Origin of the sequence: Azohydromonas lata (genome assembly GCF_034427735.1) — a bacterium.
Taxonomy (GTDB): domain Bacteria; phylum Pseudomonadota; class Gammaproteobacteria; order Burkholderiales; family Burkholderiaceae_C; genus Azohydromonas; species Azohydromonas lata.
The window spans coordinates 22,544-38,287 of sequence record NZ_JAXOJX010000046.1; the positions used below are offsets into that span (position 1 = coordinate 22,544).

At 66.8% G+C, this 15,744-nt stretch carries 13 protein-coding genes and 1 tRNA gene; 10 read left to right on the plus strand and 4 right to left on the minus strand.

Annotation, left to right across the window (positions count from 1 at the left end):
* The first annotated feature begins 26 nt into the window (after window positions 1–26).
* The 7 genes from SM757_RS23580 (at window position 27) to pbpG (ending at window position 9,260) form a co-directional block, all read left to right on the plus strand.
* Entirely contained in the window at window positions 27–1,799 is a 1,773-nt protein-coding gene (locus SM757_RS23580) for an acetolactate synthase 3 catalytic subunit (RefSeq protein WP_066333807.1), read from the plus strand.
* A 169-nt stretch (window positions 1,800–1,968) separates the two neighbouring features.
* On the plus strand, window positions 1,969–2,460 hold the full coding sequence (gene ilvN / locus SM757_RS23585) for an acetolactate synthase small subunit (RefSeq protein ID WP_066333806.1): 492 nt from the start codon (window positions 1,969–1,971) through the stop codon (window positions 2,458–2,460).
* A 154-nt stretch (window positions 2,461–2,614) separates the two neighbouring features.
* Complete coding sequence (gene ilvC / locus SM757_RS23590) at window positions 2,615–3,631, plus strand: ketol-acid reductoisomerase (RefSeq protein WP_066333804.1); 1,017 nt, start codon at window positions 2,615–2,617, stop codon at window positions 3,629–3,631.
* Between the two features lie 120 nt (window positions 3,632–3,751).
* On the plus strand, window positions 3,752–4,588 hold the full coding sequence (gene pssA, locus SM757_RS23595; RefSeq protein WP_066333801.1) for a CDP-diacylglycerol--serine O-phosphatidyltransferase: 837 nt from the start codon (window positions 3,752–3,754) through the stop codon (window positions 4,586–4,588).
* A gap of 270 nt (window positions 4,589–4,858) precedes the next feature.
* Window positions 4,859–6,541 carry a 2-isopropylmalate synthase gene (gene leuA, locus SM757_RS23600; RefSeq protein WP_066333799.1) on the plus strand — a complete coding sequence of 561 codons (1,683 nt, stop codon included), beginning with the start codon at window positions 4,859–4,861 and terminating at the stop codon, window positions 6,539–6,541.
* Between the two features lie 13 nt (window positions 6,542–6,554).
* Window positions 6,555–8,096 (plus strand): 2-isopropylmalate synthase, encoded by a 1,542-nt coding sequence (locus SM757_RS23605; RefSeq protein ID WP_322467272.1) that lies wholly within the window; start codon window positions 6,555–6,557, stop codon window positions 8,094–8,096.
* A gap of 162 nt (window positions 8,097–8,258) precedes the next feature.
* Window positions 8,259–9,260 (plus strand): D-alanyl-D-alanine endopeptidase, encoded by a 1,002-nt coding sequence (pbpG, locus tag SM757_RS23610; RefSeq protein WP_322467273.1) that lies wholly within the window; start codon window positions 8,259–8,261, stop codon window positions 9,258–9,260.
* A 123-nt stretch (window positions 9,261–9,383) separates the two neighbouring features.
* Here the strand turns inward: pbpG and SM757_RS23615 are convergent, their stop codons facing one another.
* The 4 genes from SM757_RS23615 to hpnC all read right to left on the minus strand — a co-directional run bounded on the left by SM757_RS23615 (window position 9,384) and on the right by hpnC (window position 13,353).
* Complete coding sequence (locus SM757_RS23615; protein ID WP_066333792.1) at window positions 9,384–10,160, minus strand: IclR family transcriptional regulator; 777 nt, start codon at window positions 10,158–10,160, stop codon at window positions 9,384–9,386.
* Between the two features lie 175 nt (window positions 10,161–10,335).
* Window positions 10,336–11,646 carry a hydroxysqualene dehydroxylase HpnE gene (gene hpnE, locus SM757_RS23620; RefSeq protein WP_322467274.1) on the minus strand — a complete coding sequence of 437 codons (1,311 nt, stop codon included), beginning with the start codon at window positions 11,644–11,646 and terminating at the stop codon, window positions 10,336–10,338.
* Window position 11,647: 1 nt separating this feature from the next.
* Window positions 11,648–12,502, minus strand: coding sequence for a presqualene diphosphate synthase HpnD (gene hpnD, locus SM757_RS23625; RefSeq protein ID WP_066333789.1), 855 nt, complete (start codon window positions 12,500–12,502; stop codon window positions 11,648–11,650).
* The gene (gene hpnC, locus SM757_RS23630) at window positions 12,499–13,353 is read right to left on the minus strand and encodes a squalene synthase HpnC (RefSeq protein ID WP_322467275.1); all 855 of its coding nucleotides are present in this window, start codon (window positions 13,351–13,353) and stop codon (window positions 12,499–12,501) included. The genes hpnD and hpnC overlap by 4 nt, the downstream gene beginning before the upstream one ends.
* 123 nt (window positions 13,354–13,476) lie before the next feature.
* Here hpnC and SM757_RS23635 point away from each other — a divergent pair.
* From SM757_RS23635 to clpP, 3 genes are all read left to right on the plus strand, one after another.
* Window positions 13,477–13,563 (plus strand) — tRNA-Leu (locus SM757_RS23635).
* Window positions 13,564–13,589: 26 nt separating this feature from the next.
* Window positions 13,590–14,897, plus strand: a complete 1,308-nt coding sequence (tig, locus tag SM757_RS23640) for a trigger factor (RefSeq protein WP_322467276.1) — start codon at window positions 13,590–13,592, stop codon at window positions 14,895–14,897.
* A 104-nt stretch (window positions 14,898–15,001) separates the two neighbouring features.
* Window positions 15,002–15,610, plus strand: a complete 609-nt coding sequence (clpP, locus tag SM757_RS23645; RefSeq protein ID WP_066333782.1) for an ATP-dependent Clp endopeptidase proteolytic subunit ClpP — start codon at window positions 15,002–15,004, stop codon at window positions 15,608–15,610.
* The last annotated feature ends 134 nt before the right edge of the window (window positions 15,611–15,744 follow it).

Here is a 15,744-nt window from a genome sequence, read left to right on the forward strand (position 1 = left end):
GTCAGAGAAATTCGCAAAGGTTCTTCATGGACATGTCTGCCGCGGAAGTCAAGGGTGCCCTCCGGGCCCAACCGCAATCTCCCTCCGCTGAGCTCAACGGCTCTGAAATCCTCGTCCGCAGCCTGCAGGCCGAGGGTGTCAAGTACCTCTGGGGCTATCCCGGCGGCTCGGTGCTCTACATCTACGACGCGCTGTACAAGCAGGATTCGATCCAGCACGTGCTGGTGCGTCACGAGCAGGCGGCCGTGCACGCGGCTGACGGCTATGCGCGCGCCACCGGCGATGTGGGCGTGGCGCTGGTGACCTCGGGTCCGGGCGTGACCAATGCCGTCACCGGCATCGCCACGGCCTACATGGACTCCATCCCCATGGTGATCATCACCGGGCAGGTGCCCACGGCCGCGATTGGCCTGGACGCCTTCCAGGAGTGCGACACGGTGGGCATCACGCGTCCGGTGGTCAAGCACAACTTCCTGGTGAAGGACGTGCGCGATCTGGCCATGACGCTGAAGAAGGCCTTCCATATCGCCCGCACCGGCCGTCCTGGCCCGGTGGTGGTGGACATCCCCAAGGACGTCTCGCTCAAGACCACGACCTTCAGCTATCCCGACAAGGTCGAGATGCGCTCCTACAACCCGGTGCGCAAGGGTCATGGCGGTCAGATCCGCAAGGCGGTGCAGCTGCTGCTGCAGGCCAAGCGCCCCTATATCTACAGCGGCGGCGGCGTGGTGCTGGCCAACGCGGCGGCCGAGCTGCGCGAGCTCGCCGACCTGCTGGGCTATCCCTGCACCAACACGCTCATGGGCCTGGGCGCCATTCCCGCGAGCGACCCGAAGTTCCTGGGCATGCTGGGCATGCACGGCACCTACGAAGCCAACATGACCATGCAGCACTGCGACGTGCTGCTGGCCGTGGGTGCGCGTTTCGACGACCGCGTGATCGGCAACCCGGCGCACTTCGCCTCGGTGGAGCGCAAGATCGTCCACGTGGACATCGACCCGTCCTCCATTTCCAAGCGCGTGAAGGTGGACATCCCCATCGTGGGCGACGTCAAGGAAGTGCTGCAGGAGCTGATCGCACAGATCCGCGAGGCCCAGCAGCGCCCGGACCAGCAGGCGCTCTCCCACTGGTGGAGCCAGGTCAACGGCTGGCGCCAGCGCGAGTGCCTCTCGTACAAGAACAGCTCCGAGGTCATCAAGCCGCAGTTCGTGGTGCAAAAGCTCGCCGAGCTCACCCGCGGGCGTGACACCTACATCACCTCGGACGTCGGCCAGCACCAGATGTTTGCCGCGCAGTTCTACGGCTTCGAGGAGCCGCGGCGCTGGATCAACTCCGGCGGCCTGGGCACCATGGGCGTGGGCTTGCCCTACGCCATGGGCATCAAGCTGGCCAAGCCCGAGAGCGACGTGTTCTGCATCACGGGCGAAGGCTCCATACAGATGTGCATCCAGGAGCTCTCGACCTGCCAGCAGTACAAGACGCCGGTCAAGGTGATCTCGCTGAACAACCGCTACCTGGGCATGGTGCGGCAGTGGCAGGAGCTCGACTACGAGGGCCGCTACTCGCACAGCTACATGGATGCGCTGCCGGACTTCGTGAAGCTGGCCGAGGCCTACGGCCACGTGGGCCTGAAGGTCGAGCGTCCGTCTGACGTGGAGCCCGCGCTGCGCGAGGCCATGCGCCTGACCGAGCGCACGGTGTTCCTGGACATCCGCACGGACCCGACCGAGAACGTCTGGCCCATGGTGAAGGCGGGCAAGGGCATCTCCGAGATGCTGCTGGGCTCCGAGGACCTGTAACCGCACCCGGCCGGCGGCCACAGCCGGCGCGGGGCAGGGCGTTACCGCGCCTTGCCTTGGCGCCGCGCGGGGCGGCGGCCGACAAGCCTTTTTCTGCTGACTTCGAACGCGGGGCCAAGGTGCCGGCAGTTACCGCTGCCGGGGCCGAGGAGCCCTGGAGGACGAACCCATGAAACACATCATTGCGCTGCTGCTGGAAAACGAGCCCGGCGCGCTCTCCCGCGTCGTGGCCCTGTTCTCGGCGCGCGGCTACAACATCGAGAGCCTCACCGTGGCGCCCACCGAGGACGCCTCGCTCTCGCGCATGACCATCGTCACCACCGGCAGCGACGAGGTGATCGAGCAGATCACCAAGCACCTGAACCGCCTCATCGAGGTCGTGAAGGTGGTGGACCTCACCGAGGGCAGCTTCATCGAGCGCGAGCTCATGCTGGTGAAGGTGCGCGCCGTGGGCAAGGAGCGCGAGGAGATCAAGCGCACTGCCGACATCTTCCGCGGCCACATCGTGGACGTGACGGACAAGAGCTACACGGTGGAGCTCACCGGCGACAGCAGCAAGCTTGACGCCTTCCTGCAGGCGCTGGACCGCAGCGCCATCTTGGAAACCGTGCGCACCGGCGCCAGCGGCATTGGCCGCGGCGAGCGCATCCTGCGTGTCTGACGCGGCAGGCCTCGTTTCTTTTCCGTGAAGCGTGAAGAGTGAAGGGTGAGCGAAAAAGGGCCGCAGTGCTTTTTTCGTCCCTTGCTGTTCCGGCGTCCGCACGCTTCACCACTCACCCTTCACGCCTTCGAAGACCCCCACTAGGAAGCATCACATGAACGTCTACTACGACAAGGACGCGGACCTGAGCCTGATCAAGGGCAAGAACGTCACCATCATTGGCTACGGCTCGCAGGGCCACGCCCACGCGCTCAACCTCAACGACAGCGGTGTGCGCGTCACGGTGGGTCTGCGCCGCGGCGGCGCCTCGTGGGTCAAAGCCGAGAAGGCCGGCCTGAAGGTGGCCGAGATCGCCGATGCGGTGAAGGAAGCCGACGTGGTCATGATCCTGCTGCCTGACGAGCAGATCGCCGGCGTCTACAACGCCGAAGTGGCCCCCAACCTGAAGCCCGGCGCCTCGCTGGCCTTCGCCCACGGCTTCAACGTGCACTATGGCCAAGTCGTGCCGCGCGAAGACATCGACGTGTGGATGGTGGCCCCCAAGGCCCCGGGCCACACCGTGCGCTTCACCTACACGCAAGGTGGCGGCGTGCCCCACCTGATCGCCGTGTACCAGGACAAGACCGGCCGCGCCCGTGACCTGGCCCTGTCCTACGCCGCGGCCAACGGCGGCGGCAAGGCCGGCATCATCCAGACCAACTTCCGCGAAGAGACCGAGACCGACCTCTTCGGCGAGCAAGCCGTGCTGTGTGGCGGTACCGTGGAGCTGATCAAGGCCGGTTTCGAGACGCTGGTGGAAGCCGGCTACGCGCCCGAGATGGCCTACTTCGAGTGCCTGCACGAGCTCAAGCTGATCGTGGACCTGATCTACGAAGGCGGCATCGGCAACATGAACTACTCGATCTCCAACAACGCCGAATACGGCGAGTACGTCACCGGCCCGCGCGTGGTGACCGAGGAGACCAAGAACGCCATGCGCCAGTGCCTCAAGGACATCCAGACCGGCGAATACGCCAAGAGCTTCATCCTGGAGAACAAGGCCGGCGCCCCGACGCTGATCTCGCGCCGCCGCCTCACGGCCGAGCACCCGATCGAGCAGGTCGGCGAGAAGCTGCGCGCGATGATGCCCTGGATCAAGGCCAACAAGATGGTGGACAAGAGCCGCAACTGATCACGGCTCGGATTCCACATGATGAAAGCCGCCTGCGGGCGGCTTTTTTCATTCGGGTATCCTCGCGCGCATGAAAATTCGACCCCCCAAGCGCGGCCCAAGAGGCCGCGTTCGTGCTGCATGAGCGACGACGTGATCCACGACCGCGACGCCGATGACGCCGAGGCGCACGAGCCGCCGCGTCCGCGCCGCAAGGGCATTTACATCCTGCCCAATCTGTTCACGCTGGCCGCACTGTTCGGCGGTTTCTATGCCGTGGTGATGGCGATGAACGGGAGCTTCGAGCAGGCGGCCATCGGCATCTTTTGTGCCGCCGTGCTGGACAGCCTGGACGGGCGTGTGGCGCGCATGACCAACACGCAAAGCGCCTTCGGCGAGCAGATGGACAGCCTCTCCGACATGGTGAGCTTCGGCGCGGCGCCGGCGCTCATCGTCTACGAGTGGGCGCTCAAGGGCCTGGGCAAGCCTGGCTGGATTGCCGCCTTCGTCTACTGCTCTGGCGCGGCGCTGCGGCTGGCGCGCTTCAACACCAACATCGGCGTGGTCGACAAGCGCTTCTTCCAGGGGCTGCCCAGCCCGGCGGCGGCGGCGCTGATCATCGGCTTCATCTGGGTGATGGATGCCGCCGGCTGGCGCGACGCCTGGAACGTGGAGTGGCTGCGCTGGACGGCCTTCGCGCTCACGCTGTATGCGGGCCTGACCATGGTGACCAACGTCCCCTTCTACAGCTTCAAGGACGTGAGCTTCAAGCGCACGGTGCCCTTCATCGTGATCGTGGCCATCGCGCTGGGCATTGCGGTGATCAACATCCACCCGCCCATGGTGCTGTTCGCGCTGTTCGTGGTGTATGGCTTCTCCGGCTACGCGGTCTATGCCTACAAGCGCAGCAAGGGCAAGCCGGTGAGCGTGATCGCCACGTCCACCGACGAGCCTGACGAGGCGGGGCTGCACCGCTGAATCTCCTGGGCCGATTCGCGTGCCGCGTTGCACGCTATCGGCGCGATGGACAACCCCCCAAGGGGTGCCCCGAAAGGGGCGTGCTATATTGAGCCGATGTCGTCCCGCGCCGCTGTCTTTTCGCTACTGCTTCTAGGAGTGCCGCGGGCGCGCTGATCGACTTCGTCCTTACACACGGATCAACGGCCCGCCAGCGTCTCGCAGCGGGCCGTTTTGTTTTTTCATTCCGTGGCTGCGAGTCTTCGTTTTCTCCAGGAGATCTTGATGCCGATGTTGTCCGACCCCGCCCAGAAATACCGTGCTTTCGCGCCGGTGCGGCTGGCCGAGCGCACTTGGCCGGACGCCGTGATCACGCGCGCGCCGCTGTGGTGCAGCGTGGACCTGCGCGACGGCAACCAGGCGCTGATCGAGCCCATGGATCCGGCGCGCAAGATGCGCCTGTTCAGCACGCTGGTGGACATCGGCTTCAAGGAAATCGAGGTGGGCTTCCCCTCGGCCTCACAGGCGGATTTCGACTTCGTACGCCAGCTCATCGAGGGCGGCCTGATCCCGGACGACGTCACCATCCAGGTGCTCACCCCGGCACGCGAGCCGCTGATCCGCCGCACCTTCGAGGCGCTGCAGGGTGTGCCGCGCGCCATCGTCCACGTCTACAACGCCACCGCGCCCATGATGCGCCGCGTGGTGCTTGGGCTGGACGAGGACGGCATCGTGGAGCTGGCCGTCTCGCACGCGCGGCTCATCCGCGAGCTGGCCGCCGGCCATCCCGAAACGCAGTGGACCTTCCAATACTCGCCGGAGATGTTCTCGGGCACGGAGCTGGAGTTCAGCAAGCGCGTGGTGGACGCGGTGACGGCCGAGTGGGCGCCCACGGCCGAGCGCAAGTGCATCATCAATTTGCCCTCCACCGTGGAGCACTCCACGCCCAACGTGTTCGCGGACATGGTGGAGTGGATGCACCGCCACCTGCAGCGGCGCGAGGCCATCGTGCTGTCCGTGCACCCGCACAACGACCGCGGCACGGGCACGGCGGCGGCGGAGCTGGCCCTCATGGCCGGTGCCGACCGGCTCGAAGGCTGCCTCTTCGGCAACGGCGAGCGCACGGGCAACCTGGACATCGTCAACGTCGCGCTCAACCTCTATTCCCAGGGCGTGTCGCCCGGGCTGGATTTTTCTGAGATCGACGACATCCGCCGCACCGTGGAGCACTGCAACCAGTTGCCCGTGCCGGCACGCCATCCGTATGTGGGCGATCTGGTCTACACCTCCTTTTCCGGCTCGCACCAGGACGCCATCAAGAAGGCCTTTGCCGCGCGCAAGGAAGGCGACGTCTGGGAAATGCCCTACCTGCCCATAGATCCGCAGGACCTGGGCCGCAGCTACGAGGCCGTCATCCGCGTCAACAGCCAGTCGGGCAAGGGCGGCATCGCCTACCTGCTGGAAAAGGAATACGGCCTGGTACTGCCGCGCCGGCTGCAGATGGAGTTCAGCCGCCGCGTGCAGCAGGTCATGGACCTCGAAGGCCGCGAGCTCGGCGCTGCCGACCTGTGGGCGCTGTTCGACCGCGAGTACCGCCTGGAGCGCGTTGCGTTGGGCGCCGTGCGGCTGGAAGAGGCCGGCAGCGCCATGCGCGTGCAGGCGCAGGCCACGGTGGAGGGTCAGGCGCTGCTGCTGCACGGCGAGGGCAACGGCCCGGTGGATGCCTTCGTGGCCGCGCTGCGTGCGCACACCGGTGCGGAAGTGCAGGTGCTCGACTACCACGAGCACTCGTTGGGCGCGGGCGCGCAGGCACGCGCGGCCGCCTACATAGAAATGCGCGTGGGCGCGCAGGTGCTGTTTGGCGCCGGCGTGGACGCCAACATCGTCAACGCCTCGCTCAAGGCGCTGCTGTCGGGGCTGGCGCGTGCCGGCACCGGGGTGATGCCCGCCGCGGCGCAGGAACAGGCTGCCTGAAGGAGACACGGACATGAGCGACAAGCTGATCATTTTTGACACCACCTTGCGTGACGGCGAGCAGTCGCCCGGCGCCTCCATGACCCGCGACGAGAAGCTGCGCATCGCGCGGCAACTGGAGCGGCTGCGCGTGGACGTGATCGAGGCCGGTTTCGCCGCCGCCAGCCCCGGAGACTTCGAGGCCGTGCGCACCATCGCCTTGCACATCCGCGAGGCCACCGTGTGCTCGCTGGCCCGTGCCAATGACCGCGACATTGCCCGCGCCGCCGAGGCGCTCAAGGAGGCGCCGCGCTCGCGCATCCACACCTTCATCGCCACCAGCGAGCTCCACATGGAGAAGAAGCTGCGCATGACGCGCGAGCAGGTGCTGGAGCAGGCGCGGCTGGCGGTGCGCTTCGCGCGCAACCTCTGCCCGGACATCGAGTTCTCGCCGGAAGACGGCTACCGCTCCGACCCCGACTTCCTGTGCCGTGTGCTGGAGGCCGTGATCGAGGAGGGTGCCACCACCATCAACGTGCCCGATACCGTGGGCTACGCCATTCCTGAGCTGTACGGCAACTTCATACGCATGCTGCGAGAGCGCGTGCCCAACGCCGACAAGGCCATCTGGTCCGTGCACTGCCACAACGACCTGGGCATGGCCGTGGCCAACTCGCTGGCCGGCGTGAAGATTGGCGGTGCGCGCCAGGTGGAATGCACCATCAATGGCCTGGGTGAGCGCGCCGGCAACACCTCGCTGGAAGAAGTCGTGATGGCCGTGAAGACGCGGCGAGACCATTTCGACCTGGAGGTGGGCATCGACACCTCGCAGATCGTCCCGGCCTCGCGCTTGGTGGCGCAGACCACGGGCTTCGTGGTGCAGCCCAACAAGGCGGTGGTGGGGGCCAATGCCTTTGCGCACGCCAGCGGCATCCACCAGGACGGCGTGCTCAAGGCGCGCGACACCTACGAGATCATGCGTGCCGAGGACGTAGGCTGGAGCGCCAACAAGATCGTCCTGGGCAAGCTCTCAGGCCGCAACGCCTTCCGCCAGCGCCTGCAGGAACTGGGCGTGGAGCTGGAGTCGGAGGCCGAGCTCAACGCCGCCTTTGCCCGTTTCAAAGACTTGGCTGACCGCAAGAGCGAGATCTTCGACGAAGACATCATCGCGCTGTTGGGCGACGAGAGCGTTACCAGTGAACACGAGCATTACCGTTTGCTCTCCCTGGCTCAGCGCTCCGAGACCGGTGAGCGGCCCTTTGCCCGTGTGGTGTTTGCCGCCGGCGAGGCGGAGCACCATGCGGAAAGTGAAGGCAACGGCCCGGTGGATGCCAGCCTCAAGGCGATTGAGTCGAAAGTAAGAAGTGGTGCGGAACTGTTGCTGTATTCGGTCAATGCCATCACCTCAGGCAGCACAGAATCTCAGGGCGAGGTGACGGTGCGTTTGCAACTCGGTGGCCGGGTGGTCAACGGTGTGGGGGCTGACCCCGACATCGTCATCGCCTCGGCCAAGGCTTATCTGTCGGCTCTCAACAAGCTGCAGAGCCAGGCCGAGCGAGTGGCTGCGCAGGGCTAGCAAGGGGTGCGGCTGGCCCGCAGGGACTGGATCATGTGCAAGTCGAACTTGAGGAAGTCTCTCTAAGTTTTTGATATTGCATATGTTTTTGCCCTCCCGTAAACTCTGCCGCCCCCGCAGTCCGGAAGTTCTACCGTGCGTCGCCTTCATAACCTCCGCTTGATGAGTTGGTCGCTGACCTTGTTGGTCGGCGCGGCCTTTTTGCAGCCTTACGTGGCCGAAGCGGCCGCCCGAAAACCGGTGCGAAAGGTCGCGCCGCGCGTCGAGGCCAAGGTGGAGAAGACGAAGGTGCGCGCGGTGCTGGCGCGCCGCAGCGTGGTGGCCGACGAGCCGGCGCCGGCTCGTGCCTCTTTTGGACAGATCTACGGGCTGCACAGCACCAGCGATCCGCTGGACTTGAAGTCCAGCGTCGCGCTGGTGATGGACCAGGACACCAACGAAATCCTGTTCAGCAAGAACCCGCAGGCCGTGCTGCCCATTGCCTCCATCACCAAGCTGATGACGGCAGTGGTGGTGACCGAGGCCAAGCTGCCTATGGACGAGGTGCTGACGGTCACGCAGGAAGACGTGGACACCGAGAAGAACAGCAGCTCGCGCCTGGCCGTGGGCACTCGGCTCACGCGTGAAGAGATGCTGCACTTGGCGCTGATGGCCTCCGAGAACCGCGCCGCCAGCGCGCTTGGGCGCCACTACCCCGGTGGCGAGGAAGCCTTTGTCGCGGCCATGAACCACAAGGCACGCGAGCTGGGCATGAACGACACCCACTACGCCGAGCCCACCGGGCTCTCCAGCCGCAACCAGTCCAGCGCGCGCGACCTCGCGGCGCTGGTGAAGTACGCGCACGGCAGCAACCCGGTGGTGCGGGAGTTCTCGACCTCGACCGAGCATCAGGTGATGGTGGGCAGCCGTCAGGTGACTTTCCACAACACCAACGGCCTGGTGCGCGGCGGCACCTGGGACATCGGCCTGCAAAAGACGGGCTACATCACCGAGGCGGGCCGCTGCTTGGTGATGCAGGCCGACCTGGCCGGGCGCAAGCTCATCATGGTGCTGCTGGATTCCGCCGGTAAGTACTCGCGTATCGGCGATGCCGAGCGGCTGCGCAAGTGGCTGCTGCAAGGTGCCGAGTCCGGCGTCAAGGCCATGGCCAAGCACGGCGACTGATTCCTGATTCCAGCCAAAGTTCCAATGCGAAAGGCCTGTCCAGCGGACAGGCCTTTTTTCATGGACCGTTCATTGAAACGGAAGGGGACGGCGGACGTCCAGGCGTCCCGTGCCGCCCTCTTTTCAGCCCTGGTGGGCCTGCTGGCCCAGGGCGCGGGAAATCTCGGCGGCGGTGGACTTGATGCGCTCTATCCAGCCTTCTTCCAAGCGGTCGGAAGGAGCCGACAGCGACAGCCCGGCCACGAGCTGGTTCTGGTCGTCGTAGATACCCGCGGCCATGCAGCGCACGCCCAGCTCCAGCTCCTCGTCGTCGCGGGCAATGCCTTGCTGGCGCACGTTGCCGAGCTCGCGCTCCAGCCGCTGCAGGTCCGTGATGCTGTTGCGCGTGTGCCCGGCCAGGCCCGTGCGCGCGGCGTAGGCGCGCACGCGCTGGGGTTCGTCGTGGGCGAGAAAGAGCTTGCCCACGGAGGTGAGATGCAGCGGCGCGCGGCCGCCCACGGCGCGCACCACCTGCATGCCGGAGCGTTCGCTGTAAGTGCGCTCGATGTAGACGATCTCGTCGCCCTGGCGCACCGAGAGGTTGACCGTCTGGTGCGTGATCTTGTGCAGCTCGCGCATGGGGTTGAGCGCCGCGTCGCGCACGTCCAGCCGTGCCTTGACGAGGTTGCCCAGCTCCAACAGCCGCATGCCCAGGCGATAGCTGCCGGCCTCGGGGCGGTCCACGAAGCGGCCGGCGGCCAAGTCGTTGAGGATGCGGTGCGCCGTCGAGGGGTGAAGTCCGGTGCGCTCGCTGATTTGCTTCAAAGAAACCGGTTCCCGATGCGCAGCCAGTACATCCAGCAGGGCAAAGCTGCGCTCCAGGACCTGGATCGTGGGCGTCTGGAGTTCCTTTTTCTGCATGGGGCTGATTGTGCTGTGGTTGTCAATATTTTGCATCGCGAAAATTCACTTTGCTGCTTGACATGACCGCTAGGGGTTTCTCCGCAGTGTGCAGCCTTGCACGGCAGGGGCGAAGCACCTAGCCCCAGGGTTGGCCCGCCGTGCGCAAAGGTGCTGCCTGGTGGGGACACAAGCCTCAGCTGGGGGCGTTTTCCAGGGCGTGGACGGCGGCGATGCCGGCACGCACCGCACCTTCTAGCGTGGCGGGATAAGGCCCTTGCACATAGTCTCCGGCCGCCCACAGGCCCGGCGCGACCTGCACCGGCGGGCGTTGCAGCGACGGTGTGCAGGCGAAGGTGGCACGGCGCTCGGCCACCACGCGCTTGACGCTGGGCGGAGTGCGCCAGATGTCGGCGGGGAAGTCGCGCAGCAGCTGGGCTTGCACGGCCTCGCCCGTGGCCTGCAGGCCGCGCGCGGTCCAGGGCGCCGCGCCGCTGACCACGGCGGCAAAGCGGCCCGGCGTGCCGCCCAACGCCCCATGGTCGAAGAGGAATTGCGCCGGCGCGGTGTCGGATTCATGCAACTGCAGCATGGGCAGCGGCAGTCGGCTGCCGGCGCTTTCCAGGTAGACGGTGACGATGGGCTCGTACTGCAGCGCCGCCGTCTGCGCGGCCCATTGCGGGGCAAGCGGTTGGGCTAGCCGCGAAGCCTCGGTGGCGCTGGCGGCCAGCACCACGGCGTCGAAGCGCTCGTCCTGCACCAGCCATGTGTGGCCTTCGCGCGACACGGCCTGCACGCGGCTGGCCACGCGCAGCGTGGCGCCGTGGCGGCGCAGCCAGTCGCCGGCCGGCTCCGGCAGCAGGGCCGAGAGCGGGCGGCGCGGCAACAGCAGGTCGGCCGCACCGGCGCCGCCGAAGAGGGCGTCCTTGAGCACGCACAGGAACACGGTGGCGCTGGCGCGGTCGGCGGGCGTGTTGAGCGCGGCCACGCACAGGGGATCGATCAGCTCGGCGCGCACGCGCGGCGACAAGCTCTCGCACAGCGTCGCCACGCTCCAGTCGGCCGGGCAGGTGAAACGCATGGCCGCCCAGCGCAACGAGGCGCCCAGCAGCCCAAGCCGCTCACGCAGGCTCCAGCCCGGGCGGCGCATGACGGCCCAGCCGAAGGTGGCCAGCGGCGGCCCCGGCGGCAGGCGCAGCCCGCGGCCGTCCGGCGTCACCAGGGCCAGCGGCAGCCGTTGCAGCACCTGTGCGGGGTCCACGCCGACGCGGCGCATGATCTCCAGCGTCTGGCGGTAGGCGCCAATGAGGATGTGCTGTCCGTTGTCCAGCACGCCATCGGGCAAGGCGCGGGCGCGTCCACCCAGGCGCGGCGCCATCTCGAAAAGCGTGACGTGATGGCCGCGCGAAACCGCCTCCACCGCCGCGGCCAGGCCCGCCCAGCCGCCGCCGATGACGCCCACGCGCAGCGGCCGCGCCGCGCGTTGGGGCAGGGCGGGCGCGGCCACGTCAGCGCGCCTGCCAGTTGGTGCGCATGGCGATCCACACCTTGCGCAGCGGCGTGAGCGAGATGCGCTGGTGCAGCACCTGGAAGTCGGCGGCCTCGATCTCGCGCAGCAGCGTGCGGTAGATCTCGGCCATCATCAGCCCGGGGCGCTGCTCGCGCCGGTCGGCGTCCGGCAGCAGGGCCAAGGCCTCGTCGTAGAGACGGTGTGCGCGCTCGGCCTGGAAACGCATGAGGGCGGTGAAGCGATCGCTGTAGCCCCAGGGCGCCTCGCGCTTGAGCAGCTCGTGGGCCTTGACGTCAAAGCGCTGCAGCTCATTCACCGGCAGATAGATGCGCCCGCGCCGCGCGTCCTCGCCCACGTCACGGATGATGTTGGTGAGCTGCATGGCCAGGCCCAGCGTGTGCGCGTACTGCAGCGTCTTGTCCTGGGTGCGGCCGAAGATGCTGGCGGCCACTTCGCCCACGATGCCGGCCACCAGGTGGCAATAGCGCTGCAGGGCAGGGAAGTCCAGATAGCGCGTTTGCTGCAGGTCCATCTCGCAGCCCTCGATGACGGCAAGGAGCTGGCGCGCTTCCATGCCGTAGTCGGCCACGTGGGGCGCGAGCGCGCGCATCACCGGGTGGTTGGGCTTGCCGGCGAAGGCCGACGCCACCTCCTGGCGCCACCAGGCGAGCTTGGTGGCGGCCACGCCGGGGTCATGGGCCTCGTCCACCACGTCGTCCACTTCACGGCAGAAGGCATAGAAGGCCGTGATGGCCTCGCGCCGCGGCGGCGGCAGGAATCTGAAGGCGTAGTAGAAGGACGAGCCGCTGGCGGCCGCCTTGTCCTGCACGTACTGCTGCGGCGTCGTCGTCATGCGGGGCTCCGGGCCGTGGCGGGGCGGGCGCGCATGCCCAGGGCGCGCCAAAGCAGGCGCGGGGCATCCAGGGCGGCCAGCTTTGGGCGCCGTGCGAGGGTGGCGTGATTCATTTGCTCGATTTTCTCAAGGATGCGCAGGCCGCCCTGCACCACCAGGCGCAGCTCCCAGCCGGCACGTCCCGGCAGCCGGTGGACGAGCGGGGCGCCGCTGAGCATGAGTTCGCGCGCCCACAGGCACAGCTCGCGCACCATGGCGCGCGTGGCGGGGCTGTCCTGCTGCATTTGAAGCTGCTCCAGCGTGAGGCCGTGGCGCGCGGCGTCGGCCACCGGAGCGTAGTGGCGCCCGCGCGGCAGGTCCACGCTGAAGTCCTGCCAGAAGTTGATGAGCTGCAGCGCGCTGCAGATGGCGTCGGACTGCTGGAGCGCCACCGCGTCGCGCACGCCGTAGAGATGCAGCAGCAGCCGGCCTATGGGATCGGCCGAGCGGCGACAGTAGTCCAGCAGCGTGGCGCGGTCGGGGTAGCGGGGGTTACCGGTGTCCTGCTCGAAAGCGCTCAGCAGATCGGCCAGCAGCTGCGGCGGCAGCGCGAAGCGGCGCATCTGCACGGCCAGCGGGCCAAAGACGTGGAGCCAGCGCGCGTCCTGCGCGGATTCGCCCGCGGCGCAGCGCTGCAGCTCGATGCGGTAGGCGGCCAGGTCCGCAAGGCGCTGCGACTCCGGTGCATCGCCCTCGTCAGCGATGTCGTCGGCCGTGCGCGCGAAGTGGTAGATCGCCACCACCGCCGGGCGCAGGGACGGCGGACACAGCACGGAAGCGACGGGAAAGTTCTCGTAGTGGTCGATGCTCACGGGGCCGAATTGTCCATGCTGCACCCCTGTTGTCGGGGAAGAGCGCCGCAGCAGGCTAAAATCCAAAGTTTGCCGAATCACTGCGCGCTGCCGCCTCGCTCGGGCAGCAGCGCTGGGACAACGGCGCGGGTGGCGAAATTGGTAGACGCACCAGGTTTAGGTCCTGACGCCAGCAATGGCGTGCCGGTTCGAGTCCGGCCCCGCGCACCACACAAGCAACGAAAGAGCACGACATCATGACGGTCCAAGTGGAAACCCTCGAGAAGCTGGAGCGCCGCATCACGCTGACGCTGCCCGCTGACGCCATCAACAACGAGGTGCAGTCGCGCTTGAAGAAGCTGTCGCGCACCGTCAAGGCCGACGGCTTCCGTCCGGGCAAGGTTCCGATGAGCGTGGTCGCTCAGCGCTATGGCTTCTCGGTGCAGTACGAGGTCATGAACGACAAGGTGGGCGAGGCCTTCGCCAACGCCGCCACCGAGGCCAAGCTGCGTGTGGCCGGCGCGCCCAAGATCACGCAGAAGGACGAGGCCGGTGAAGGCCAGCTCGCCTTCGACGCGACCTTCGAGGTCTACCCGGACGTGAAGATCGGCGACCTGGCTGGCTCCGAGGTCGAGCGCGTGGCCACCGAGGTCAGCGACGAAGCCATCGACAAGACCCTGGACATCCTGCGCAAGCAGCGCCGCAGCTTCGCCGAGCGTGCCGCCGAGGAAGGCGCCGCCGAGGGCGACCGCGTCACCATCGACTTCGAAGGCAAGATCGACGGCGAGCCTTTCGCCGGCGGCAAGGCCGAGGGCTTCCAGTTCATCATCGGCGAAGGCCAGATGCTGGAGCAGTTCGACAAGGCCGTGCGCGGCATGAAGACCGGCGAGAGCAAGACCTTCCCGCTGCAGTTCCCCGAGGACTATCACGGCAAGGACGTCGCGGGCAAGGAAGCCGACTTCCTGGTCACGATGAAGAAGATCGAGCTGCAGAACCTGCCGGCGGTGGACGAGGAATTCGCCAAGTCGCTGGGCATTGCCGAAGGCACGGTCGAAGCGCTGCGCAGCGACATCAAGAAGAACCTGGAGCGCGAGGTCAAGTTCCGCGTGCAGGCCAAGAACAAGGCCGCCGTGATGGACGCGCTGGTCAAGGCCGCCGAGCTGGACCTGCCCAAGGCGCTGGTGGAAGACGAAGTCGCCCGCATGACCGAAGGCGCCCGCGCCGACCTCAAGCAGCGCGGCATCAAGGACGCCGACAAGGCCCCCATCCCCGCTGAAATCTTCGTGCCCCAGGCCGAGAAGCGCGTGCGCCTGGGCCTGGTCGTGGCCGAGCTGGTGCGTGCCAACAACCTGCAAGCCAAGCCGGAGCAACTGCAGGCGCACATCGAAGAGATGGCGCAGAGCTACGAGAACCCCGCCGAGGTGGTGCGCTGGTACCTCAGCGACCGCCAGCGCATGGCTGAGGTCGAGGCCGTGGTGATCGAAAACAACGTCACCGAGTTCGTCCTGGGCCAGGCCAAGGTCACCGACAAGGCGCTGCCGTTCGAGGAGCTGATGGCCGGCTAAGGCCTTGCTTTCAGAGGGCCGCAGGGCGCCGCGCCGCAAGGCCGGCGCCCTTGTTTTCTTCGCGACATAATCGTCGCGGAACCTCCCCTGTAAGGACAATCCTCATGAGTGCGCTGGATACGAACAATCTGGGCATGGTGCCCATCGTCATCGAACAGTCGGGTCGCGGCGAGCGGTCTTACGACATCTACAGCCGGATGCTGCGCGAGCGCGTGATCTTCCTGGTGGGGCCGGTGAATGACCAAACGGCCAACCTGGTGGTGGCGCAGCTGCTGTTCCTGGAAAGCGAGAACCCTGACAAGGACATCTCGCTCTACATCAACTCGCCTGGCGGCAGCGTGAGCGCGGGCATGTCGATCTACGACACGATGCAGTTCATCAAGCCGGACGTTTCGACACTTTGTATGGGTATTGCCGCCAGCATGGGCGCCTTCCTGCTGGCCGCCGGTGCCAAGGGCAAGCGCTTCTCGCTGCCCAACTCCAAGGTCATGATCCACCAGCCGCTGGGCGGCGCGCAGGGCCAAGCCACGGACATTGAGATCCACGCCCGTGAAATCCTCAAAACCCGCGAGCAGCTCAACCGCATCCTGGCCGAGCGCACCGGCCAGCCGCTCGAAAAAATCCAGGCCGACACCGAGCGCGACTACTTCATGTCCGCCGCCGAAGCCAAGGGTTATGGGCTGATTGATCAGGTTATTGATCGCCGGCCCTGAGCGGGCACGCGGCACGTCCCTCGACAGAGAGACAAGGGCGTGCGGCGTGTCTTCTTAAGCACCTTGGGCGACGGGGCTCTCCGCACACGGGGAGCCCCGTTTCTCATTGCACTATCATTGTCCCGACCCCCCAA

Excerpts from the sequence above, each read along its gene's own strand:
- SM757_RS23580 (WP_066333807.1), top strand. The coding sequence starts at position 27 with ATGGACATGTCTGCCGCGGAAGTCAAGGGTGCCCTCCGGGCCCAACCG.
- ilvN (WP_066333806.1), top strand. The coding sequence starts at position 1,969 with ATGAAACACATCATTGCGCTGCTGCTGGAAAACGAGCCCGGCGCGCTC.
- ilvC (WP_066333804.1), top strand. The coding sequence starts at position 2,615 with ATGAACGTCTACTACGACAAGGACGCGGACCTGAGCCTGATCAAGGGC.
- pssA (WP_066333801.1), top strand. The coding sequence starts at position 3,752 with ATGAGCGACGACGTGATCCACGACCGCGACGCCGATGACGCCGAGGCG.
- leuA (WP_066333799.1), top strand. The coding sequence starts at position 4,859 with ATGTTGTCCGACCCCGCCCAGAAATACCGTGCTTTCGCGCCGGTGCGG.
- SM757_RS23605 (WP_322467272.1), top strand. The coding sequence starts at position 6,555 with ATGAGCGACAAGCTGATCATTTTTGACACCACCTTGCGTGACGGCGAG.
- pbpG (WP_322467273.1), top strand. The coding sequence starts at position 8,259 with ATGAGTTGGTCGCTGACCTTGTTGGTCGGCGCGGCCTTTTTGCAGCCT.
- SM757_RS23615 (WP_066333792.1), bottom strand. The coding sequence starts at position 10,160 with ATGCAGAAAAAGGAACTCCAGACGCCCACGATCCAGGTCCTGGAGCGC.
- hpnD (WP_066333789.1), bottom strand. The coding sequence starts at position 12,502 with ATGACGACGACGCCGCAGCAGTACGTGCAGGACAAGGCGGCCGCCAGC.
- tig (WP_322467276.1), top strand. The coding sequence starts at position 13,590 with ATGACGGTCCAAGTGGAAACCCTCGAGAAGCTGGAGCGCCGCATCACG.
- clpP (WP_066333782.1), top strand. The coding sequence starts at position 15,002 with ATGAGTGCGCTGGATACGAACAATCTGGGCATGGTGCCCATCGTCATC.